This window comes from Pseudonocardia sp. DR1-2 (genome assembly GCF_023717215.1).
Lineage (GTDB): Bacteria > Actinomycetota > Actinomycetes > Mycobacteriales > Pseudonocardiaceae > Pseudonocardia > Pseudonocardia alni.
Genome location: NZ_JAMQOF010000003.1, coordinates 278672 through 301316, shown reverse-complemented (window position 1 = coordinate 301316; position 22645 = coordinate 278672). Strand labels below are relative to the sequence as shown.

13 protein-coding genes are annotated in these 22645 nt (G+C 75.7%); 10 read left to right on the top strand and 3 right to left on the bottom strand.

All coding sequences use genetic code 11. The features are described 5' to 3' along the window. Positions 1-28 precede the first annotated feature (28 nt). Positions 29-2050: a glycogen debranching protein GlgX gene (gene glgX, locus ND486_RS10220; protein ID WP_251784059.1), complete on the bottom strand. Its 2022-nt coding sequence runs from the start codon at positions 2048-2050 to the stop codon at positions 29-31. Positions 2051-2150: 100 nt separating this feature from the next. Between glgX and ND486_RS10215 the strand changes: the two genes are divergently transcribed. From ND486_RS10215 to mycP, 5 genes are all read left to right on the top strand, one after another. Further along, complete coding sequence (locus ND486_RS10215; protein ID WP_251784429.1) at positions 2151-2921, top strand: ABC transporter ATP-binding protein; 771 nt, start codon at positions 2151-2153, stop codon at positions 2919-2921. A gap of 191 nt (positions 2922-3112) precedes the next feature. Continuing rightward, complete coding sequence (locus tag ND486_RS10210; protein ID WP_251784447.1) at positions 3113-5113, top strand: hypothetical protein; 2001 nt, start codon at positions 3113-3115, stop codon at positions 5111-5113. Positions 5114-6257: 1144 nt separating this feature from the next. Beyond that, positions 6258-7112 (top strand): MinD/ParA family protein, encoded by an 855-nt coding sequence (locus ND486_RS10205; RefSeq protein WP_208823527.1) that lies wholly within the window; start codon positions 6258-6260, stop codon positions 7110-7112. A 125-nt stretch (positions 7113-7237) separates the two neighbouring features. Then, positions 7238-9625 (top strand): hypothetical protein, encoded by a 2388-nt coding sequence (locus tag ND486_RS10200; RefSeq protein WP_251784057.1) that lies wholly within the window; start codon positions 7238-7240, stop codon positions 9623-9625. Positions 9626-9756: 131 nt separating this feature from the next. After that, entirely contained in the window at positions 9757-10917 is a 1161-nt protein-coding gene (gene mycP / locus ND486_RS10195; protein ID WP_251784055.1) for a type VII secretion-associated serine protease mycosin, read from the top strand. Between the two features lie 83 nt (positions 10918-11000). On the opposite strand, the gene ND486_RS10190 is transcribed toward mycP, so the two are convergent. After that, complete coding sequence (locus ND486_RS10190) at positions 11001-12434, bottom strand: aspartate ammonia-lyase (protein WP_251784428.1); 1434 nt, start codon at positions 12432-12434, stop codon at positions 11001-11003. A gap of 116 nt (positions 12435-12550) precedes the next feature. Here ND486_RS10190 and ND486_RS10185 point away from each other — a divergent pair, with 116 nt between their 5' ends. Genes ND486_RS10185 through ND486_RS10175 form a run of 3 tightly spaced genes read left to right on the top strand, consistent with a single transcriptional unit; the run spans position 12551 to position 15545 of the window. Then, positions 12551-14062: a dicarboxylate/amino acid:cation symporter gene (locus ND486_RS10185; RefSeq protein ID WP_251784054.1), complete on the top strand. Its 1512-nt coding sequence runs from the start codon at positions 12551-12553 to the stop codon at positions 14060-14062. Further along, entirely contained in the window at positions 14062-14850 is a 789-nt protein-coding gene (locus ND486_RS10180) for an aspartate/glutamate racemase family protein (protein ID WP_251784052.1), read from the top strand. The genes ND486_RS10185 and ND486_RS10180 overlap by 1 nt, the downstream gene beginning before the upstream one ends. 26 nt (positions 14851-14876) lie before the next feature. After that, entirely contained in the window at positions 14877-15545 is a 669-nt protein-coding gene (locus ND486_RS10175) for a GntR family transcriptional regulator (protein ID WP_178376228.1), read from the top strand. A 42-nt stretch (positions 15546-15587) separates the two neighbouring features. On the opposite strand, the gene eccCa is transcribed toward ND486_RS10175, so the two are convergent. Beyond that, complete coding sequence (gene eccCa, locus ND486_RS10170) at positions 15588-19559, bottom strand: type VII secretion protein EccCa (RefSeq protein ID WP_251784050.1); 3972 nt, start codon at positions 19557-19559, stop codon at positions 15588-15590. Positions 19560-19696: 137 nt separating this feature from the next. Here eccCa and eccD point away from each other — a divergent pair, with 137 nt between their 5' ends. Continuing rightward, complete coding sequence (gene eccD, locus ND486_RS10165; protein WP_251784048.1) at positions 19697-21097, top strand: type VII secretion integral membrane protein EccD; 1401 nt, start codon at positions 19697-19699, stop codon at positions 21095-21097. Between the two features lie 4 nt (positions 21098-21101). After that, positions 21102-22490, top strand: a complete 1389-nt coding sequence (gene eccB, locus ND486_RS10160) for a type VII secretion protein EccB (RefSeq protein ID WP_251784046.1) — start codon at positions 21102-21104, stop codon at positions 22488-22490. The last annotated feature ends 155 nt before the right edge of the window (positions 22491-22645 follow it).

Here is a 22645-nt window from a genome sequence, read left to right as displayed (position 1 = left end):
CTCCCGGAACCCGGCTGGCCGGGGCCGGTCAGCGGCTGCGCAGCAGGTGTACCGAGCGGGGCGGCAGGACGACCGTCGCCCCGGCGTCGAGCGGGGTGGTGTCGGCGGGGGTGCCGTCGGGCGCGGTCGAGTCCAGGACCGGGTCGAATCCGTGGTCGCTGGGCAGCACGCAGTCGGCGGGCTCGTCGCCGGCGTGCAGGACCAGCAGCCAGTAGTCGGCCAGCAGCAGCGCGAGGGTGCGGCGGCCGCCGTCGTGCCAGTCCCCGGGCTCCATCGGCCGCCCGGACGGGTCCCACCAGAGGACCTCACCGTCGACGTAGAACTGGTCGCGGTGCAGTACCGGGGACTCGCGGCGCAGCGCGGCGACCTTGGCGGTGAACGCCTCCATCGCCGTGGTCTCGTCGGTGCGGGTCCAGTCCACCCAGGAGGTCTCGTCGTCGCGGCAGTAGGCGTTGTTGTTGCCGCCCTGGGTGCGCCAGCGCTCGTCGCCGCCGGTGATCATCGGGGTGCCGATCGACAGCAGCAGCGTCGCCATCATCGCCCGGGCCGTGGCCTGCCGGGCGGCGCGGATGCCGGCGTCGTCGGTCGGGCCCTCGGCGCCGTGGTTCTGCGAGCGGTTGTCGTCGGTGCCGTCGCGGTTGTTCTCGCCGTTGCCCTCGTTGTGCTTGCGCTCGTAGGACACGAGGTCGCGCAGGGTGAAGCCGTCGTGGGCGGTGACGAAGTTGACCGAGGCCCACGGGCGACGCCCGGAGAGCTGGTAGATGTCGGAGCTGCCGGTCAGCCGCGACGCCAGCTCGGCGACGCCGCCGTGGCCGCGCCAGAAGTCGCGCACCGCGTCGCGGTAACGGCCGTTCCACTCCGACCACGCCACACCGAACCCGCCGACGCGGTAGCCCTCGCCGGTCGCGTCCCACGGCTCGGCGATCAACTTGGTCGTCGACAGGGTCGGGTCCTGGGCGATCGCGGTGAGCAGTGCGGAGTCCGGGGAGAACGGGCCCGACCGCGGGCGGCCGAGCACCGAGGCGAGGTCGATCCGGAACCCGTCGACGCCGTAGGCGTGCACCCAGTGCCGCATGGCGTCGCAGACCAACCGGATCACCGTGGGGGAGCCGGCGTCGAGGGTGTTGCCGGTGCCGGTGATGTCGGCGTCGTGCCCGGACCCGCCGAGCGAGTAGTACGCCGGCGCGTCCAGCCCGCGGTAGGACAGGGTGGTGCCGCCGACCCCGCCCTCGCAGGTGTGGTTGGGGACGATGTCGAGGATGACCTCGATCCCGGCCGCGTGCAGGGTGTCGACGAGGTAGCGGAACTCCGCGACCTCGTTGCCGGGGTCCGAGGCGTAGCCGGCGTGCGGGGCGAGGAAGCCCAGCGTGGCGTAGCCCCAGTAGTTCGACGCGCCGCGCTCCAGCAGCGGCGGCTCGGGGGCGTTGGCCTGCACCGGGAGCAGCTCGACGGCCGTCACCCCGGTCCGCTGCAGCTGCGCGATCACCGCCGGGTGGGCCAGCCCCAGGTAGGTGCCACGGTGGGCCTCGGGCACCTCGGGGTGGAGCTTCGTCCAGCCGCGCACGTGGATCTCCGAGATCACCGTCTCCGACCACGGCACGTCCGGGCGGGGCGGGCGCGGCGCGGCGTCGGTGGCGGTGACGACCGACAGCGGCACCGAGCCGAGCGAGTCGACGGTGCTGGGCCGCCCGGACATCGGGTCGCCGTCCCACCCGCGGGCGGCGACGACGTCGGTCACCAGGCCGGTGATCCGGGCCGCGTAGGGGTCGACGAGGATCTTGTGCGGGTTCGCGCGGAGTCCCTCGAACGGCCGGTAGGGGCCGTGTACCCGGTAGCCGTAGCGCTGCCCGGGCCGCACCCCGGGCACGTGGCCGTGCCACACGCCGAAGGTGTGCTCGCGCAGCTCGACGCGCCGCTCGGTGAGACCACCGCCGTCACCGTCGGCGGCGCCGTCGATCAGGCACACCTCGACGGTCTCGGCGCTGGTGGTGGCGACCGCGAAGCGGGTCCCGTGGTCGTCGGGGTGGGCACCGAGGGGGAAGACAGGCACGATCGGCCAGGATAGGGGGGTGACTTCGCCCCGAACCCCGTCCGCGCCCGGTGTCACACCCGTTTCCACCCCGATCGACGACGAGGACGTGGTCGTCGGGATGGACGGCGCCACCGTCCGCCGCGGCGACACCACCCTGCTCGATGCCGTCGACTGGCGGGTGGAACTCGACGAGCGCTGGGTCGTCCTCGGCCCGAACGGCGCCGGCAAGACGACCCTGCTCCGTCTCGCCGGTGCCGAGCTGCACCCGACCTCCGGCACCGTCCACGTGCTCGGTGAGCGCATGGGCCGGGTCAACGTCTTCGAACTCCGCACCCGGATCGGTCTCACCTCGGCGAACCTGGGCGTCCGGATCCCGGGCGACGAGATCATCTCCGACGTCGTTGTCTCCGCGGGCTACGCGGTCCTCGGGCGCTGGCGCGAGGAGTACGAGCGCGACGACACCGGCCGCGCCGAGCAGCTGCTGGGCCAGCTCGGCATGGCGGGGTTCGCCGGGCGCGCGTACGGCACGTTGTCCGAGGGCGAGCGCAAGCGGACCCTGATCGCCCGCGCGCTGATGACCGATCCGGAGCTGCTGCTGCTCGACGAGCCCGCCGCCGGGCTGGACCTCGGCGGCCGCGAGGACCTCGTCACCCGGCTCGCCGACCTCGCCGACGACCCGTACGCCCCGGCGTCGGTGCTGGTCACCCACCACGTCGAGGAGATCCCGCCGAACTACAGCCACGGGCTGCTGCTGCGTGAGGGGCGTGTGGTCGCCGCGGGGCTCCTGGACGAGGTCATGACCTCCGAGCCGCTGTCGGAGACGTTCGGGCTGCCGCTGACCGTCGAGCGCCGCCGCAACGGACGGTTCACCGCCTACCGGCGCGGCTGACGCCGGGGCCCCGTGGGCCGTCCGGCCCAGCCGGGAGCAGCCGTCCGCGCCGCCGGTTGGCGAGGGATCCCCCTCGGATGGGCCGTCCGCCGCCTTCGCGACGTACGTCCGGGCCGGTCGCACGCGATGGTCGTGATCAGCTGTGGGCCGGAGAACCCGGCCGGCACGACGACCGGACGGAAGGTGCACCGATGTCGGCTCCCCGACGCGACGACCCCACGCGGCCCCAGCGCCGCTCTGCGGCCCCGCGGCAGTCGCTGGTCGCAGGACTGACCGCGCTCACCGCCGTCGGGGTGTTCGGGGCGGCCATGGCCGGTGCGCCGGCCGGGAAGGCCACCGACTCCACCGAGGAGTGGGCCGCCTGGGCCGCGGGTCAGCGGAACGAGGCGCGGCAGCCGGACGACGCGGAGATCCTGGCAGCGCGCGACGCCGCCCCGGAGTCCGCGCCGGAGTCCGCCCCGTCCCCGTCGGCCGCGGCCGGGCCGAAGCTGCCGTCGCTCGACGGCGTCGGCGTGGACGAGCCGGAGGTCGTGGCCCCCGAGGCGCTGCTGCCGGCGGTGCCCCCGGCGCCGTCCGTGCTCGGTCCGGTCGTGGCGGCCGCGCCGGTGCCCGTGGCCCCCGTCGCGCTGCCGGCGCCCGTGGCGTCGGCCCCGGTCTCGCTGCCGGTGCCCGCCGCCCCCGTGCGGGAGGTCGTGACTCCGGTGGCCGAGTCGGCCGGAGAGGCCACCGGCACCGTCGGCCGGTCCGTCGCGACGACGCTCGAGCGGCCCGTGGAGACCGTGGACTCCGCCGCCGCGCCCGTCACGTCCCTGGTCGCCGGTGACCGGCCGTCCGACGCGTCCGGTCCCGCGACCTCCGAAGGCGCCGCCGACCTGCCGACCCGCACCGACCGGCAGGAGGAGGTCGCCGAGGCCCTCACGGCGCTGGGCGTGCTGGCCCCGGCCGAGACCCCGGCGTCGAGCGGCCCCGCGCAGCAGACGGAGGAGCTCGTGGCCGAGGGCACGCAGCAGTCCGGACCGGCGCAGACCGCCCCCGAGCAGACCGCCCCCGAGCAGACCGCCCCCGAGCAGACCGCCCCCGAGCAGACCGCCCCCGAGCAGACCGCGCCGGAGCAGACCGCGCCGGAGCAGACCGCGCCGGAGCAGACCGCGCCCGAGCAGACCGCGCCCGAGCAGACCGTGCCGGAGCAGACCGTGCCGGAGCAGACCGCTCCGACGCCGTCCGCACCGGCGGTGCAGGGGGCGCTCGCCGCCGAGGGCACGCCGCAGTCCGCTCCGGTGGCCGCCGCTCCCGAAGGGATCTCCGAGCGGGAGGCGCTCTCGCTCGCCGACCAGTGGATCGCACGGATGACGACCGGGGCGACCGAGCGCGGGCGGCTGCCCGAGCTGCTCGCGCAGGCGCCGTCCCGCGGGACGGCCGTCGCCGGGCAGCCCGAGCGCCGGCTCGGCGCCGAGGACACGTCCGCCCGATCCACCACCGGCTCCGCCGCGGGCGACGCGGCGCCGAGCCGGACCGTCCCGGAGGAGACCACCCGGGACACGACCGGCCGGGACGGATCCGACCTCCCGCGTGCCGAGGAGGCGTCGGACGGCGCGATCGAGCAGCGGGCGGCCGAGTTCATGGCGGCCCAGCAGCAGGTGGCCGAGCAGCAGGCCGCGGAGCGGAAGGCGGCCGAGCAGCAGGCCGCGGAGCGGGAGGCGGTCGAGCAGCGGGCGGTCGAGCAGCAGGCCGCGGAGCGGGAGGCGGCCGAGCAGCAGGCGGCCGAGCGGGAGGCGGCCGAGCGGAAGGCGGCCGAGCGGAAGGCGGCCGAGCGGAAGGCCGCCGAGCGCAAGGCCGCCGAGCAGGAAGCTGCCGAGCGCCGGGCCGAGCAGCGGGCGACCGAACGGCGGGCGGCCGCGGAGCGTGCCGAGCGGCAGCAGGCCGAGGAGGAGCAGAAGGCCTCGGAGCAGTGCTCGACCGATGCGTCGTCGCTGTCGGTCTCGGTGAAGCAGAACGACGAGGGCCAGGTGACGGCCGTTCGCATCTCCGGCTTCGACGAGCACTGCTCGGGCCGGACCGCCCACGTCACCGTGAACACCGAGGACGGCGGCACGTCCGCGACGAAGACGATCAGTGGTTCCTCGGTGACCGTCTCCCTGGACGAGCCGGTCGACCCCTCGTCGGTGAGGTCGACCGAGGTGTCGGTCGGCTGAGGACGGAGGCCGGACTGTGCAGGACCGGACGTCGCAGGACCCGGCGACGGGTGACACCACCGACGAGTGGGTCCCCGTCGACTGGACGGTGACCTGGGATGCGGGGCGCTCGGAGGGGTCCATCGAGGACGCCGGGCGGCCCCACCGTCCGGCAGCGGCGACCGGTCCGGAGCCGGAGCCGCCGGTCCGGTCGTCCCCGGCTCCGACGCCGTCCCCAGGTCCGACGCCGTCCCCAGGTCCGACGCCGTCCCCAGGTCCGACGCCGTCCCCGGGGCCCACGCCGCCCCCGGCGCGGACGTCGTCGACGCGCCCGGCGCCGGCTGCCGGACCGGCATCGCCCACGGATCCGCCGGCGTCGGTCCCCGTGCCACCGGCCCGCGACCAGGGAGGCTCCGCCGACACCGCGGCGCCGGTCCGGGACACCGCCGCGACGGCCGGGTCCGCCGGGCCGCCGGGACCCGCGGGCGCGGCCGACCCCGAGACCCGCGCCCTGCGGGTGACCCCGCCGGCGGCACCCGCGGCGCCTACCGAGCGGGTGGTACGGGCGACCGGGGAGGCCACCGGTGCGCCGCAGGGCGTCGCCGGCACGACCGGTACCGGACCCGCGCCGTCGTCCGACGACCGGCCGGCGTCGGACGGCCCGGACACCTTCGACGGAGCCGGGACCGGGACCACCGCGAGGTCCGGGACGACCGGGGTCACCGGGGGGACCGGGACCGCCGGGGGGACCGCCCCCCCGGCCACGACGGCGATCCCGGTGGTCACGGGCCGCCCCGCCCCGGCCGCCGGGCAGGCCGCCCCACCGGTGGGCACCGGCGCCGCGACCGGTCCGGTGCCCCGCGGCGGAGCCGACCGACCGGCTCCGCCCCGTGAGCGGGGGCACCCGCCGTCCCGGCCATCCGCCTCGCCGTCGGGCGGGCCTCCGCCCGGACCGGGCGCCGGACGACCGCCCGCCGCGCCACAGCGCCCGGACGCGCCGCAGCACCCGGACGCCCCGCCGCACCCGGACGCTCCGCGCCGGCAGCGACGGTCCGCACCGCCCGCCGGCCCGCGGCCCGCACCGGTCCCGCTGCCGGTCGAGCGCGCCGGCCCGGTCCGGCCCGTCGCGCCGAACGCGCCCATCCGCTACGCCGGGGACCAACCGATGCACGGCTGGCGGCGCGGCGTCTACGCCGTCACCGCGGGCCGCTACAACCCCGGGCCGTCCCCGGCCCAGCTCGCCCGCCAGGAGCTCATCCAGCAGATCCGCCGACCGCTGGCCGGGGTCCGGAGGATCGCGGTCGCCTCGATCAAGGGCGGCGTCGGCAAGACCACCGTGTCGGCGTTGCTGGGGCTGGTCCTGGCCGAGAACCGCGGCGACCGGATCGTCGCCCTCGACGCCAACCCCGACGCGGGCACCCTGGCCGACCGGCTCACCGGCGACACGTCCGCGACGGTCCGCGAGCTGCTCGCGGGCGCCGCACACGCGTCGTCGGTCCACGATCTCGACCGCTTCAGCAGCCTGGCCGGACGCCTGCGGGTCATCGCCTCCGAGCAGGACCCGGCGGCGGGGGAGTCGTTCAGCCGGGAGGAGTACGAGGCGGTCTGCGGGCTGATCGGCCGGTTCGCCAACGTGCTCGTCACCGACTCGGGGACCGGCCTCGTGCATTCGGCGATGGAGGGGACGCTGACGCTGGCGGACGCGCTGGTCGTCGTCGGGACTCCGACCGTCGACGGGGCGACCCGGGCGTCGAGGACCCTGGACTGGCTGCACGGGCACGGGTTCTCCGCCCTCGCCGAGCAGGCCGTCGTCGTCCTGTCCCAGGACCGGTGGAGCCGGGAGATCGACCGGGACGTGGTCCGCAGGCACTTCGAGTCCCGTGTCCGCGCCGTCGTGGAGCTGCCGTTCGACCAGCACCTCGCGCACGGTGGCCGGATCGACCTGTCCCGGCTGGCGCCGGCCACCGTCGACGCGGTCCTCCTGCTCGCCGCCCGGATCACCGACGGTTTCGACGGCTGATCCCCGCGGCCGACGGGGGAAACCCCCGTGTTCGGTGTGCGCACGGCGCGCGGAGGGACACCGGCCGCCCGGCGCGGCCATGATCGACGGTGGATCGGGCCCGTCCCGCCGGGGGCGGTGGACGCGTGCCCGAGGAGAGCGAGGTGGGACCGGTGACCGACGCCCGGGCCGAGTCCGTCGTGGCCCCCCTGGTCGCAACCCCGGTCGGGCCGCACGTCCTGATCGCCGACGGGACGGAGGCGTCCCGGGAGCGCGGGTTCCTGTCCAGCCTGGGCTCGTCGGGTCCGCCGGTCGCCATGCTGGTCGGGACCGCCTACCGCAGGCCGGGACTCGCGGCGGAGCTCCTCCGGCTGCTGCACGAGGTGGTGACCGGCCCCGCGGGCGCCGACGGCGAGCTGTGGCTCGCCGTCACCGACATCGCCGCCCTGGGTGCCAGGCTGCAGCAGGTCACCGACGCCACCGGCGTCGCGCTCGTCGCCCCGTCGGGGGCCATGCGGTTCTCCGTCGGCTCCGGCATCCTCACCGGACCCACGGTCGGCGGGACCGGCTGGGTGCGCTTCGCACCGGGATCAGCACCGCAGGCACACGGCACGCGCTTCCCGCGCCCGGACTGGGAGGGGGCGCTGCCCGACGAGCCCGCGGTCGTCGCGGGAGCGGCCGTCGAGCCGGTCCCGGCCGGACTCGCGGTCCGCGGCCTGCCCGCCCCGGAGGAGGGCACGGAGAACGACGACGTGGCGCTGCGTGCCGTTCTCGACCGTCGCTTCGTGCAGCTGCTCGTCGGCGGCACCGGCCCCGTCCCGGCGCCGGAGGCGATCGCCGGCGCCGCCCGGACGATCACCTCCGGGTGCCCCGTGCTGGTCGCGCCGCTCACCCCCGCAGCGCTCGTCGACGGGTTCCCGGCGGCCCTCGGCGAGGCGATCGGCGCGGACTTCGCCCTGGGCACCGGTGTCGCGCTGCGGACGGCGTCGGGGGTGGAGACCTTCGTGGTCGAACCCGGGCGGGAGACCCGGATGCGTCCGTTCCCGACGGTGCTGCGCCAGCGCCCCGACGGGCGGCAGGACGTGTTGTCGGTGGGCCTCCCACCGGCCGGGTGGGACGCGCGGGGGTGCAGCTACGTCCGCGACGACGTCGTCGCCACCGTCGTCCCGTCGGGTCTGGTCCTCGGCGCCGGGGACGCCGGCCCGGTGCCGCCCGACCCGTACGACCCGGCGGTCTGGACCCTCCACCTCGGACACGACGGCGAGCCCGTCGGGGCCGCACTCCTGGCCGCCGCCCGCTCGCTCGTCGACTCCCTCGACGACGAGCGCCGTGCCCGTCACCGGGTGCGGCTCCGCGGGGTCTGGGCCACCCCGGAGGACGCCGAGCGCGCCGTGTCGCTCGGGCTGCTGCCCCGGCCGGCCCCGGCGAGCTGGGACACCACCGTGCCGGACCTGCGGGTCGAGTCGGCGGTGCCCGCGGTGCCGGTCCCGGCCGTCGCGGAACCGCCCACCCCCGGGGAGCCTCCGGCCGTCGACGACGCACCGGAGCCGGGGGATCCCGCCGCCGGCCCGACCGGTGGTGCGGTCCCGCTGCCGGACGCCGACGTCACCCCGCCGGGACCGGCCGCCGACGCCGGGCCGGTCGGCCCCGTCACCGGGGACCACGGCCCCGGGGACACGGACCCCGCGGCCACGGGGGCCACGGACGCGCGCCCGCCGCTCGTCGTCGACGACCGGCCCAGCACGGGCAGGGAACGCGAACGGTTCGTCGCCGCCGCCGGGGACCTGTACACCGAGGCCCTCGCGACGGTCAACGCGGCGCTGGCCTCCTGGCCGTCGCTGCGCACCGGGGACACGTCCGGGGTGAAGACCGACCTGGCCGCGGTGTGCCTGCACCTCGGCGACGGCGAGCGTGGCGGCGGCCCGGTCAACGAGGGCGTCCGGTCCGGCGGCCGCGACCTGCCGGAGGGGCAGCTGGCCTGTCTGGTCTCCGGGCTGCGTCGCCTCCCGACGCACCGTCGACCGGTGCTGCGTCAGGGCCGGGCGCCGGAACCGCCCTCGGACCACACCGTGGTGGGCGGGACACTCGCCGAGCCGGGTTTCCTCAGCGCGGCCGGCGAGCTCGACGTCACCGTCCCCGACGCCGGCTACGACGTCCTGATCTGGCCGATGACGGCCCGCCGCACGAGCGAGCTCGTCGCGGGCCGCCCCGTCGCGGAGGTCGTCTTCCCGGCCGGTACCCGGTTCCGGACGATCGGTGTGCGGGACGCGCCCGCGCCCGAGGACGTCGACGGCGGGCCGGTGGCGCCGCGTCTCGCCCTGCTCGTCCGGGAGCTCGGCGCCGACGAGGGCGAGGGCTCCGGTGGGCTCGGCGAACGCGACCAGGCGGCACTGGCCAGGCTGGAACGGGCCCTGGAGCGGCGACGCCGGATGGTGCTGCGGACGGTGGAGGACCCGGACGTCGTCCGGCGCCTCACCGTCCCGCTCCTCACGGTCGACGCGGGCGCGACCGGCGACTCGGCCGCCGCGTCGTGAGACGGGCGAGGTCCCGCGCCGCCGGACGGGCCCTGGCGCTCGGTGCGGCCGCGCTCGTCACGCTGCTGACGGCCGCCCCACCGGCCCTCGCCGCCCCGGCGGTCCCGCCGGGGTGCCTACCCCCGCCCACGGTGACCGAACCGACGCTGCCCTGGGCACAGCGCCAGCTCGCGCCGCAGCGGGTGTGGCCGGTGACCCGGGGCGCGGGGGTCGTCGTCGCCGTCGTCGACACCGGGGTCGACGCCCGGACCCCGCAGCTCGCGGGCGCGCACGTGCTCCCGGGAGCCGACGTCGTGTCGGACGGCCCGGCGGACGGCGACTGCTACGGCCACGGGACCTTCGTCGGCGGCATCATCGCCGCGCAGCCGGTCGAGGGCAGCGGGTTCGCCGGGATCGCCCCCGACGCGACCCTGCTGCCGATCAGGGTCACGGTCCCGGACGCGGACGGCGACGCCGGCCGGGTGACCGCCGCGTCCCTGACCGCGGGCATCCGCCGCGCCGTGGACGAGGGCGCCCGCGTGATCAACGTGTCGGCCAGCACCAGCATCCCGGACGCCGGGCTCGCCGAGGCGGTGGCGTACGCCGCCTCCCGCGACGTCGTCGTGGTCGCCTCGGCCGCCAACGGGGCGCGCACGGGTGATCCCGTCACCTACCCGGCCTCCTACCCGACGGTGATCGCGGTCGGTGCCGTCGACGCCGAGGGCGGGCGTGCCGACTTCTCCCAGACCGGCCCGTACCTGTCGCTGGTCGGCCCGGGCAGCGACGTCGTCAGCATCGGCCCGGGCGGACCGGGACACTGGCAGGGCAGCGGCACCAGCTACGCGGCGCCGTTCGTGGCGGGTACCGCCGCCCTGGTCCGCGCCTACCGGCCCGATCTGCGGGCCGACCAGGTCAAGCACCGGCTGGAGACGACCGCGACGCACCCCGCGGTCCCGCTCCCCGACCCGGCACTCGGCTGGGGCACCGTGAACCCGGTCGACGCCGTCACCGCGGTGCTGCCCGAGGAGGGGACGGGGCGGGAGGCCGCCGTCGTCGCGCCGCCGGTCCGTGCCCCCGAGCCGGTCGCCCCGTCGTGGGGGCCGCTGACGGCGGTGCTCAGCGTGCTCGCCGCCGCCGGCACGGCCGCGGTGGTCGTGCTGCTGGTCCGGCTGGGCCCGGCCGGGCACCGGCGCGGGTGGTCCCCGCCCCGGCGGGTCGAGATCCGCGGGCCCACCCCGGCCGAGGGTGTCGCGGGCGCCGCGGCGGACGACGGCCGTGTGCCGGAGCGGCCCTCCGGCATCCGGGCCGGATGAACCGGTCCCGGGCCGTCCCGGGACGACGGGGGCCCCGGTGCCCGGTCGTCGACCGCGCACCGGGGCCCGTGCCGGAGCGGCGGTCAGTGCAGGGCGGCGTCCAGGTCGCGTGGCAGCGACCGGGCCGGAGCGGCCAGCCCGGTGAGCGCGGCGGGGGAGAGCAGCTCGTCGACCCGCGTGGCGTCGAGCAGCCCCCGGGACACCGCGATGTCGCCGACCGGGCGCCCGGTGGCCAGCGACTCCTTCGCGATCTCCGCGCTCGTGGCGTACCCCAGCGCGGGGGACAGCGCCGTGACGATCCCGACCGATCCGCGCACGCCCTGCTCCAGGTGCTCACGGTTCGCCGTGATCCCGTCGACGCAGCGGTCCGCCAGCGTCCGCGCCGCGGCCTCCAGGTGCGAGGTCGACCGCATCAGCCCGTAGACGATGATCGGTTCGAAGGCGTTGAGCTGCAGCTGCCCGGCCTCGGCGGCCATGGTGACGGTCAGGTCGTTGCCGATGACCTCGAACGCCACCTGGTTGACCATCTCGGGGATGACCGGGTTGACCTTCCCCGGCATGATCGACGATCCGGCCTGGGCCGGCGGCAGGTTGATCTCGGCCAACCCGACCGACGGGCCCGACGAGGTCAGGCGCAGGTCGTTGCAGACCTTGGACAGCTTCACCGCGACCCGCTTCAGGACGCCGGAGACCTGCACGAACGCCCCGCAGTCCTGGGTCGCCTCGATGGGGTCGCCCGCCGGGACGACCTCCTCGCCGGTGATGTCGCGCAGGTGCGCGCAGGCCACCCGGGCGTAGTCGGGGTGGCCGTTGATGCCGGTCCCGATCGCCGTGCCGCCGAGGTTGCTCTCGCACAGCAGGGCGGCCGCCTCACGCAGCCGCGCACAGTCCTCGCGCAGCATCGTGGTGTAGGTGTGGAACTCCTGGCCCAGCGTCATCGGGACCGCGTCCTGGAGCTGGGTGCGCCCCATCTTCACGACGTCGTGGAACTCCTCGGACTTGCGCGCGAACGCCGCGGCGAGGTGCTCCAGACCGGCGACCAGCTCGCGCAGGTGGGTCAGGATGCAGAGCCGGATCGCCGTCGGGTAGACGTCGTTGGTCGACTGGCCCAGGTTGACGTGCGTCAGCGGGTCCAGCTCGGCGTAGTCGCCCCGCTCGTGCCCGAGCAGCTCCAGTGCCCGGTTCGCGACGACCTCGTTGGCGTTCATGTTGGTCGAGGTCCCCGCCCCGCCCTGGATCGGGTCGATCGGGAACTGGTCGGCCAGCGCGCCCGCGCGCAGCTCCCGGCAGGCCGCGACGATCGCGTCGGCCCGGCGCCCGTCCAGCCGCCCGAGGTCCCGGTTGGCCAGGGCGGCCGCCTCCTTCACCGCGGCCAGGGCGTGCACCAGCCGGGGGAAACCACCGATCGTCTCGCCGGTGACGGCGAAGTTGGCGACCGCCCGTGCGGTGTGCACCCCCCAGTAGGCGTCCGCGGGCACCTCGACCGTGCCGAGGGAATCCCCCTCCGTACGCGTCATCGCGTTCATGGCTGCTCCCCACTCTTGACAACGGCTGCCAGACTACTCAATGTTGGATGCGAAGCGCAAAGCCCAGAGTGCAATATACTGCACGCAAACAGCAGCGAGGAGTCACAATGGCCGTGTCCCCGACGCCGTCGGCGCCCCCGGAGCCACCGCAGCCACCTGCCGGCCGCGGCTCCGTGGCCGCACGCCTGCACTGGCGGTTCTGGCGCTACCCGATCGGTGTCCAGTCGCTGATCGCGGTCGCCCTCGGAGCAGCGGTCGGCTGGGCGTTCCCGGTCGTCGGCGAGGGGTTGAAGATCCTCGGTGACGCGTTCCTGAACGCGGTCCAGATGGTCGTCGTCCCCCTGGTGTTCCCGCTGATCGTGCTGGGCATCTCGCGGATGGAGTCGGTCAAGAAGGTCGGCCGCATCGCCGGCAAGTCGATCCTCTACTTCGAGATCGTCACCACGGTCATCCTGCTGCTCGCGGTCGGCCTGGCGAAGGCGTTCGACCTCGGTGTCGGCGCCCCGACCTCGGGCGGCGACGCGGCCGCGGTGGGCAACCTCCAGCAGGGCGTGGACTTCCACGAGCTGCTCCTGCACGCGATCCCCAAGAACGTGTTCCAGGCGTTCGCCGAGGGCAACCTGCTCGGCGTCATCGTGTTCGCGACGCTGGTGGGCATCGCGCTGGCCGCGCTCGGGGAGAAGGCACGTCCGGTCAACGACGTCCTCGACTCCTTCGCCGGGGCCATGTTCAAGGTCGTCGGCTACGTCATCGCGTTCGCGCCGCTGGGCGTGCTCGGGTTCATCGCCTACGACGTCGCGCACTACGGCTTCGGCAACCTGGTGAGCCTGCTCGGCTTCGTGGGCGTGGTCTACCTGGGGCTGATCCTCGTCCTCGGTGTCGTCTTCCCGGTCATCGCGGCGATCTACGGCGTCCGCTACGTCGCGATGCTGCGCTCGATCGGTGACCTGGCCGGGCTGGCGTTCGTCACTCGCAGCTCGGAGGCGGTGCTGGCGCCGCTGCTGGGCCGGCTCGAGAAGTTCGGGGTGAGCCGCTCGACCTCGTCGTTCGTGGTCCCGCTGGGCTACTCCTTCAACACCGACGGCTCCGTGCTCTACCAGGCCGTCGCCCTCGTGTTCATCGCGAACGCCTTCGGTCTCGACACCTCCTGGGGCAGCCTGCTGCTGATGGTCGGTGTGCTCGTCGTGCTGTCGAAGGGCATGGCCGGGGTCGCCTCCGCGTCGGTGGTCGTGCTGCTCGCCGCGAGCACGACGATCGGGCTGCCGCCCGAGGGCGTGGCACTCCTGCTGGGTGTCGACTTCATCGTCGACATGGCCCGCACCGGGGTGAACGTCGTCGGCAACTCGCTCGCCGCCGCCGTCATCGACAGGTCGGAGATCCGGGGCGCCCGCCGCCGCGGTGAGCCGCTGCCCGCCGACCTCGACGCGGCCGCCGCGGCCGACGCCGACCCGGCCGGCGGCGCCGGGACCGACGGGTCCCCGGGGGCCGCGGCCGGCGGACCCGCACCGTCGGCACCGGCCGGGGCCGACGAGGGGCACCCGTCGCCGGTCACGGCGGACCGTGCGGGGACACCCGCCCCGGACGAGCGGGTCGACGCGACCCAGGGGTCGCAGCGCTGATGATCGCCCCGGAACGCGCCCCGCGCGCGACCGGGCCGGGGCCCGCCCCGGCTCCGGTCGCGGCGCGGGGCCCGGCCGGGCCCGGCGCACCGGACGTCCCGGTGATCGGGATCCTGGGCGGCATGGGCCCCGCGGCCACCGCGGACTTCTACACCAAGCTCGTGGACGCGACCCCCGCGTCGCGGGACCAGGAGCACCGCCGGGTCGTCATCTGGTCCGACCCGACGGTGCCCGACCGGACCGAGAGCCTGCAGGGGCGCGGCCCCGACCCGCTGCCCTGGTTGCGCGCGGGCGCGGAGAAGCTCCAGGAGGCCGGCGCGACGCACATCGCCATCCCCTGCAACACCGCCCACGCGTTCGTGCCGGCGCTGCTGCAGTACGTCGACGTCCCGGTCGTCCACATGATCGACGAGGTCGCCCGGTCCCTGGCCGGCGCGGCGCCGCCCGTCCGGTGCGCGGGCCTGCTCGCGACCGACGGGACCGTCGGGACCGGGCTCTACCAGGACTGGCTGCACCGCAGGGGGGTCGAGGTGATCGTGCCCGACGCCCGCGACCAGCGGGCCGTGATGACGGCGATCCTGTCGATCAAGGCCGGTCGTCGCGGTGCGGCCGAGACCGCGGCCCTGGCCGCGGTCGCCGACCGGCTCGCCCGGGCCGGTGCGGAGGCGGTCGTGGCCGGGTGCACGGAGATCCCGCTGTGCCTGGCCACGACCGACGTCACGGTGCCGCTGCTGGACCCGGCACGGATCCTGGCCCGGGCGATGGTGGCGCTGACCGCACCGATTTAACGTGTCGTTGATATATCGTGTGCTGCATGCAGATCGTTCCCGTCCCGCGTCGCCTGCTCAGTGACGAGGTGTTCGCGCGGCTGCGCGACGCCATCGTCCACTTCGAGCTGGCGCCGGGGGAGAAGGTCCGCGACACCGAGCTCGCCGAGCGGTTCGGCTTGAGCCGGACCCCGGTGCGGGAGGCGCTCAACCGGTTGGCCGACACCGGGCTGGTCGAGGCCAAGCCCGGTGTCTACACCCGCATCACCCCGCTGGACCGGACCGACGCCGAGCGCGCCCTGGCGGTGCTGCGGGCGCTGGACACCCTGGCCGTCGGCACGGCGGTGCCCCGGATGACCGCGGCCGACCTCGAGGAGATGCGCGCCGCCAACCGCGACTTCGAGCGCGCGGTGGACACCGACGACACCGACGCCGCCCTCGACGCCGACGACCGCTTCCACGGCGTGCCGCTGCGCGTCGCGGACAACCCGACGCTGACCCGGATCGTCGAGCAGCTGCACCCGCAGATCCACCGGATCCTCTACCGGAAGTTCTCCACGCTGCTGGGCGGCCGGAACACCATCGAGCACCACGACGCGTTCGTGGACCTCTGCGCCTCCGGCGACGGCGCGGCCGCCGCGGCCTCGTCGGGGCAGCACTGGGAGCGGCTCGGCGGCCACATCACGGAGCTGTTCGCGACCAACCAGCTCGGCTGACCCGGTGCCGGCGCGGTACCCGCCACGCCGGCGCCGGGCCGGTCACCCGCCGTCGGTGCGGGGTGTCTGCACCAGGCGCACCGAGCGCCTGCGGTCGACGAACTGGCCCCGCCCGGGCGGCAGGGTGCGCGGCCGCACCGTCCCCAGGAAGCGCCCCTCCTCGCGCGGGCAGGACAGCAGCAGCGCGGGAGAACCCAGCTCCCACATGCGCCGGATCCCGGCGTTCATCATCGACCGCGACGCGCCGCCGGTGCTGCGGGCGATCACCAGGTGCAGGCCGATGTCGGCGCCCTGGGCGAGCAGCGGCACCAGCGGCTCGAGCGCGCCGGCGCCCATCCCGCCCTCCATCAGCTCGAAGTCGTCGACCAGCACGTAGTAGCGCGGGCCGGTCCACCAGTCCCTGCGCGGCAGCCGGTCCGGGGTGATGTCCGGTCCGGGGACCCGGGCCCGCAGCGTCTCCCCGACCGTCCGCAGCGCCGTGGTCAGGGCGTCGACGCCGACCGAGTAGTCCTGATGGTACTCCTGCCCGACCGCGTCGTAGAGCTCGCGGCGCACGTCGCCGAACACGATCCGGACGTCGTCGGGGGTGTGGTGGGCGGCGACGCTGCGCGCGATGTGGCGCAGCAGACCCGTCTTCCCGGTCTCGGTGTCGCCGTAGACCAGCAGGTGCGGGCTGGTGTCGAGGTCCCACCACTGCACGCCGAGCCGGGTCTCCTCGACGCCCAGCGCCATCCGCATCTCGGCGGTGGCGCTGACCGCCGTGGGTGCGGGCAGGTCCGCGGGCGCGAGCCGCCCGGGCAGCAGCCGTACCGGCGGGGCGACCGGTGCCCGGGGCGTGGTGAGGGCCTCGGTGAGCTCGACGGTCGCCTCGGACAGGTCGTCCGTGGCGCCGGACCCGTCGATACGGGGCAGCGCGGCCAGGAAGTGCAGGCGGTCGCGGGTGAGGCCGCGCCCCGGCCGTCCCTCCGGGACGGTCGCCGCCACCCGGCTCCCGACCTCGGAGTCGACCGGGTCACCGAGACGCAGCTCGAAGCGGGTGCCGAGGACGTCGCGCAGCCAGGGGCGCATCTCCGCCCACCGGTTGGAGGCGATGATCAGGTGGATGCCGAAGCCGAGCCCGCGCGCGGCCAGCTCCTGGAACCGTTCCTCCAGCTCGTCGTAGTCCTGACGGACCGTGTACCAGCCGTCGACGACGAGCATGACGTCGCCGTAGGGGTCCTCGTCGAGGAAGCGGCCCGCGCGCCGGGCCCGCCGGTAGGTCGCCATGGAGTCGATGTTGTGCTCGGCGAACAGGGCCTCCCGCCGGGCCAGCAGGTTGGTCACCTCCAGCACCGTGCGGGTGACCCGGTCCCGGTCGAGCCGGTTCGCGACCGAGCCCATGTGCGGCAGCCCGGACAGCGACGACAGCGTGCCGCCGAAGTCGAGGCAGTAGAACTGCACCTGCGCGGCGGAGTGGGTCAGCGCCAGCGACGAGATCACCGTGCGCAGCAGGGTGGACTTGCCGGTCTGCGGCCCGCCGACGACGCCGACGTTGCCGCCGGCCCCGGACAGGTCGGCGGTCAGCAGCTCGCGCCGCTGCTGGGCCGGCAGGTCGATCAGCCCGACCGGGGCGCGCAGGGTGCCCGAGTCCAGGGCGCCGACGGCGCGCAGCCCCAGCTCCGGGTCGTCGACCAGCGGGGGGAGCAGCTGGTCCAGCGCGGCCGGGACGACGAGCGGCGGCAGCCACACCTGGTGGGCCCGCGGCCCGATACCGGTCAGCCGCCCCAGCAGCACGTCGATCATGGCGCGGGTCTCGGTGGGCTCCTCGGGCTCCGGTTCGTCGGCCTCTGGGAGGGCCGGCGGCGGGAGGTACTCGGTACCGAAGGCCACCACCTGCTGCTCGACGTCGTCGCGGCGCCGGCGCCGCCGGGCCGGCCGGTAGGTCGCCGAGGAGTAGGCGCCCTTGAACCGCAGCAGGGTCTGGGTGTCCGGACGCAGGTAGCCGTTGCCGGGGGCCGACGGAAGCTCGTAGGCGTCCGGGACGCCGATGATGCTGCGGCTGTCCCCGGCGGAGAAGGTGCGCAGGCCGATCCGGTAGGACAGGTGCGTCTCGACCTTGGAGATCCTGCCCTCGTCGAGGCGCTGGCTGGCCAGCAGCAGGTGCACCCCGAGGCTGCGGCCCAGCCGTCCGATCATGGCGAACACGTCGACGAACTCCGGCTTGGAGGACAGCATCTCGCTGAACTCGTCGACGACGACGAGCAGCGCGGGCATCGGCTCCAGCGGCGCCCCGGCGGCGCGGGCGGCCTCGTAGTCGCGACGCGAGGCGTACTCGAACCGGCGCAGGTGCTCCTGGCGGCGGTTCAGCTCACCGGTCAGCGCGTCCTGCATCCGGTCGACGAGCTCCAGCTCGTCCTCCAGGTTCGTGATCACCGCGGACGTGTGGGGCAGCGCGTCGAACCCGAGGAAGGCGGCACCGCCCTTGAAGTCGACGAGCACGAAGTTGAGGTCCTCGGAGGTGTGCGTCGTCGCCAGCGCGAGCACCAGCGTCCGCAGCAGCTCGGACTTGCCCGACCCGGTCGCGCCGATGCACATGCCGTGCGGGCCCATGCCGTCCTCGGCGGACTCCTTGAGGTCCAGCTCGAGCGGCGCACCGGCGGCGGAGATGCCGATCGGCACCCGCAGCCGTCGCTTGGCGCCCGCCCGGCCGCTGCGGTAACGGACCGGGTCGAAGGTCCGGACGTCGCCGAGCCCGAGCAGCGCGGCGAGGTCGTAGTCCGAGGCCAGCGGCTCCTCGGTCGTCCCGGTCGCGGTCCCGATCCGGAACCGGGCCACGGTGCGGGCCAGCGCCGCGGCCCCGGCCGGTCCCAGCCGGTCCGGGCGGCAGAGCGGCCGTGGCCGCGGGCGGCCGAGCCGGTCGAAGACCACGGTGCGGACCTCGTCCGGGTCGACCTCCAGGAACAGCGCGTCGGCGCGCTGGGTCCACGGCAGCGAGCCGCCGACGTCCAGGAGCACCGTGTTGCGGTAACCTTCCAGCACGCAGCGGTGCTCCGGGTGCACGCCGACCCCGTCGAGGACCAGCACGACCAGCGGCTCGGTCGCGGTGACCGGGGACCCCGCCTCGAACCGCGGGCGGCCGGCGAACGCCGGACCGCCGAGCAGGTCCTCCGCCTCGGCCAGGCTGTCGGTCACGATCCGCCGAGCACCGGCGGCGTCGGGAGCGTCGGGGTCCTGGCCGTGCGGCAGCCACTTGCACCAGTCCCAGCGGTGCCGGTTCTCGTCGCTGCAGGCCACCGCGACCCGCAGGTCGGCGGGTCCGTGCGCGGTGACGAGCTGGGCCAGCAGGGCCCGGGCCAGACCGAGGACGGCCTCCTCGTCGCCGGTCATCTGGATCTGGGCGAACCCGCGGACGTAGACGGCGATCGGGGCGTTGGGGACGGTGGAGTAGGCGCGCAGGAAGCGGCGGAGCGCGTGCGCCGACAGCGGTTCCAGGTCCTCCACGGGCTTGGTCTCCGGCGGCTTGAGCGCCAGCGACGAGCGCCGGGTCCCCAGCCCGATGCGGATCTCGCCGAAGTCGTCGTGCGAGGGACGGCGCTCCCACAGCCGGTAGCCCAGCGCGATCGACCACAGCGAGCGCGGATCGGGGTGCAGCCACTTCGCGGCCGTCTGCTGGGCGGCCAGCGAGCGGCGGACCCGGCCACGCAGCTGGGTGAGGTAGCGGACGTAGTCGCGGCGCAGCCCGTGCAGCTTCTGCTTGTGGTTGACGGAGTTGCGCAGCAACCCGACCAGCATCATGCCCATGGCGGAGAGCACCATCAGGCCGCCGCCGACGTAGATCAGCGGACCGCCGCCGGGGCGGACGAACATCATCACCATGGCCAGCGAGCCGAGCCCCATCGGCGCGTACATGAGCGCCGAGCTCATGCCCCCGCCCGACTCCTCGGGGACCGCGGGCGGCTCCTGGATCTCGACGGTCTCGTCGGGCACAGGGGGCTTCTGACGGCGCGCCCGTCGGGCGAACAGTTCGGTGCTCACGCGCTTCCCCTTCGTGGGTGATCTCCCCTGGAAAGCCCGGGCGGGGCCGCGGCGCCGCACGCGTGCGTGGGGGCGGACCTAGCGTTCCGGGCGGTTCGCGGTGGTCGACACCCTGGCAGGAGAGGACCCGAGGAACCGTGACGCAAGAGCAGATCCAGCATCGCACACGCAGCTCGGCCCGGCTACGTTTCGTCCTCGGTGAGAAGTCCGCGGACATCACGGTGCCGGCCGAGGTGCCGCTCGCCGACCTGCTGCCCGCGGTGCTGCCGCACTTCGGTGGCGAGGCGATCGAGCAGGGCGCCGAGCACGAGGGCTGGGTCCTGCAACGGCTGGGTGACCCGCCGTTCGACGAGGAACGCACGACCGGCGAGCTGGGCCTGCGCGACGGGGAGGTGGTGCACGTCCGGCCACGGGCCGACGGGCTGGCCCCCATCGACTACGACGACGTCGTGGACGGCGTGGGCGAGCAGGTCCGCACCCATCCCTGGTCGTGGAACGACAGCCGGACCCGGGCGATGCTCCGGCTCCTGGCGGCACTCGCACTGCTGACCGGGGTCCCGCTGGTCCTGCAGGTCACCGTCCCGGCGCTGGCGCTCGCGCTGGCCGGGGCCATCGCGGTGGTGCTGCTGGGAGCGGCGGGGCTGGTCGCGCGCAGCGGCGTCGGGACGGTGCCCGCGGCCGGCCTGGCGGGCGTCGCCGTCTGCTACGCCGCCACCGCCGGTGTGCTGCTGATCCGCCTCATCGAGCCGTCCGCACCGGTGATGACCGTGGTCGCCTGCGCGGCCGCGCTGGGCCTGATGGCGCTCGCCGTCGGGACGGCGCTCGTCGCGGACGGTGCGCTGCTGTTCGTCGGGGCCGCGACGGCGGGCCTGGTCACGGCCGCGGCGGGCCTGGCCGGGGCGCTGGGCGGGGTGTCCGCGCCCAAGGCCGCGGCGATCGCGGTGGTGCTGTCGCTGGTGGCCGGGGTGTTCGTCCCGTCCACCGCCTTCCGGCTGTCCGGCCTGCAGCTGCCGCTGCTGCCCGGGGAGCCCGAGCAGCTCTCCGACGACGTCGAGCCGGTGCCCTACGCGCTCGTCGTCGAGCGGGGGACCGCGACGGTCGGGTACACCGCGGCCCTGCACGTCGGGCTGGGGGCGGCGCAGCTCGTGCTGCTGCCCCTGGTGCTCGTCGAGGCCACCGTCTGGGCGGTGGTGTTCGTGCTCGTCGTCGCGGCGCTGATGGCACTGCGCGCACGGCACCTGGACTCCGTGGTGGCCCGGTGGGCGGTGCTCGCACCGGTGGTCACCGCGCTGGTGGTGTGCGCGGTCGGGGTCGCCCCGGTCCTGTCGCCGACCGCGCGGGTGCTGGGGCTGTGGCTGCCCGTGCTCGCCGCGGGCGCGGTGCTCGCCGTCTCGGCCGAGCGGCTGCCCGGCCACCGTCTGCGGCCGTACTGGGGGCGGGCCGTCGAGATCGTCGAGTCGCTGACGGCGGTCGCGGTGCTCCCGCTGCTGCTGCAGGTGCTGGGCGTGTTCGCCTGGATGCGCGGACTGGCGGGCTGAGCAGGTGCAGTCGCGTCGGGACCAGGTCCAGGCCTACTTCTACGTCGTCGGGCGGATGACCTCCGCGGTCACGCACGGCCGGCCGGACGTCGTCCGTCCGCCGGGGCGGCGGCTCAGCACCGGGTTCGCCATCGGGGTGCTGGTCGCGGCCGTCCTCTGCGCCGGGTTCGGGGTGTACGGGCTGTTCAAGCCGGGCGGGAACACCTCGTGGCGGACGGCGGGCGCGATCGTCACGGAGAAGACCTCCGGGGCCCGGTTCGTCTATCTCAACGGGACGCTGCACCCGGTGCTCAACCTGGCCTCGGCACGGCTGGCGAGCGGGTCGACCGCGGCACCGACGTCGGTGTCGGCGGCGTCGCTGGCCGGGACCCCGGTGGGGGCACCGATCGGCATCCCCGACGCGCCGGACTCGGTGCCCGCCGCGGCGTCGCTGAACCGGTCCCCGTGGACGGTGTGCGCGAGCCCGCCCGCCGCGGGCACCGTCGGACCGCCGACCCTGTCGCTGCTGCTCGGCGCCCCGGCGGGTCCCGAGCCGGCGGACGACGAGGGGCTGCTCGTCGCCACCCCCGACGGCCAGGAGAGCCTGGTCTGGCAGGGCCGGCGCTACCGGCTCGGCGGGGCGGGCGTCGCCGCCGCCCTCGGCTACGACGACGTCGCTCCGGCACCCGTGCAGCCCGGCTGGCTGGCCGCGGTCCCGGCCGGACCGGACCTGGGCGTCCCGGCGGTGGGCGCCCCCGGCGCGCCGGGGCCCACCATCGCCGGGAAGCCCAGCCGGGTCGGGCAGGTGTACCAGGTCAGCAACCCCGCGCTCGCCTCCGACGACCTCTACCTCGTCCGTGCCGACGGCGTCGCCCCGCTCAGCCGCACGATGGCCGCGCTGGCGATGTCGGGTGGCGGCAGCACGGTCCGTGTGGGGCCGGCGGACATCGCGGCGGTGCCGCGGTCGTCCGGCCCGGAGCTGGGCCGTGACCTGCCCCCGGTGCCGCCGCGGCTGGTGGTGACCCATCAGGAGGACATCCCCTGCGTCCGGGTCGACGTCGCCGATCCCGACGCCCCGGTGCGGATCGGGACGCTGCCGGCGGCGGCCGTCGCGGCGGCCACCGTCCCGGCCGGGACGCACACCCCGGGGCTGCAGGCCGACCGGATCGGCATCCCGGCCGCGTCCGGGGTGCTCGCCCGGGTGGCGGCCGCGCCGGGAGCCGCGCCCGGGGCGGCGTTCCTCGTCACCGACATCGGGGTGCGGTTCCCGGTCGCCGACGACGAGGCGCTGACCGCGCTCGGCATGCAGGGCGGCAGCGCCGTCGCGGTGCCCGAGCAGCTGCTGGAGCTGCTGCCGACCGGCCCGGTGCTCGACCGGGAGCCGGCGTTGCAGACCCGGTCACCGCAGTCGTGACCGTCCGCATGCGACTTGGCGGGGGAAATCCCCACCGATCCGGCGAACGGACGTAAGCCGTTACGTCTCCGGCGATCGGGACCGATTCACTTCAGGCGTCGGGAACCCGATCGACGGAACGCACCAGGAGGCTCGGCCGGACTGGGCCGGGCCCC